We start from the raw sequence: 1,349 nt of genomic DNA on the forward strand, positions 1-1,349 counted from the left end.
TATTGAGGCCCTTTGCGCGCGCGTTTTACAGCTCCTATGAAAAGCCCGCGTTTGCTTATCCGATCGCTGATATTTTTTTCGAGACGGCGCGGCAGCGCACGGCGCTTAAGAGGGTCATCTTTTTGGGCGGCTCGCAGGGGGCGAGCTTTATAAACTCGCTTGCCGTGGAGCTTGCGCCTAAGCTTTTGGGCCTCGGCTACGGCGTGATCCATCAGTGCGGCGAGCGCGAGTTTGAGCGCATCTCGCAGATCTACGCGCAGCAGGGCCTAGATGTACAGCTCGTGGGCTTTTGCAAAAACATGCACGAGCTCATCGCAAGCGCCGATCTTTGCGTCGGACGCAGCGGCGCCAGCACGCTGTGGGAGCTCTGCGCAAACGGCCTGCCCGCAATATTCGTGCCGTTTCCGTTCGCGGCGGCGGATCATCAGTTTTATAACGCGAAATTTCTTAAAGAGCGCGGACTTTGCGAAATTTTACGTCAAGAGGACGCGAGCGGCGAGCGGATCTTAGGCTTGATTGAGAGCTTCGACGTGGCACGAGCGAGCAAAGGACTGCTTGAGCTCGCGGATCGAAACGGCGCGCAAGCGATAATCGACGATGTGATGAGTAAAATTTAAAAGGGCGCAGGCTCGCTTGCGTAAATTTGAGACGACCTCTGCACGAGGCTTTAAATTTATAAACCGATTAAATTTAACTTTTTGCGTTTGTGTAAATTTTACGCGGTGCTTCGGTTTGAGTAAAAATTTTAAATTTGCATGCTTGCAGGAGACGGACGTTTTTTGATTTGCGTAAATTTAAATCCGCAAACAAAGCGCGCAAAAGTGCATTGAGCCGTAAAATTATCTGCGCCTAAAGCTGATTATCGCATCGTCGTTTTCTTGTTGATATTTTTCAAATAGAGCCTGATACCTTTGCGATTTTGCCGGATCATTTGAATAAATTCCCACTAGAAAATAGCACGCTTCCGCAAATCGCAACTCGCACGATCGCTCAAAGTATCGCGCACCCGCTTCTTTGTCATCGTCGTCAAAATATGCGACGTAACCGAACATAAAGCAGCCCTCGCCATTGCCGAGTTTGCATGCTTTTTTGTACAGTTTTCTACCCTCTTGCGAATCTCTATCCTCGTATCCTGCGAGTCTCGTGCAGCTTTCGCCGCCGTTAAGCTCGTAGCAGCCTTTTTTAAGCAGATCTTTGGCGCCTTCTTGCGAAATTTCGCCATTTAGTAGCAATAGGCTCGAAAGTACGGCGCAGGCATCGCCGTCTCCGCCGTCGCAATCTTCGCGAAATCTGACGGGATTTTTCATTTTTAAAGTGCCGTCTTTGGTGTGAATAGAAATTTCTTTAGG

General features: G+C 49.7%; 2 protein-coding genes. One reads left to right on the forward strand and one right to left on the reverse strand.

Features of this window, described 5'->3' with window-relative positions:
* On the forward strand, positions 1-617 hold a 617-nt coding region (locus tag Q0095_RS08555), incomplete at its 5' end, for a glycosyltransferase (protein WP_297883127.1).
* 222 nt (positions 618-839) lie between these two features.
* Here Q0095_RS08555 and Q0095_RS08560 read toward each other — a convergent pair.
* On the reverse strand, positions 840-1,349 hold a 510-nt coding region (locus Q0095_RS08560), incomplete at its 5' end, for a hypothetical protein (protein WP_297883128.1).

This window comes from uncultured Campylobacter sp., assembly GCF_938045535.1.
Taxonomy (GTDB): domain Bacteria; phylum Campylobacterota; class Campylobacteria; order Campylobacterales; family Campylobacteraceae; genus Campylobacter_B.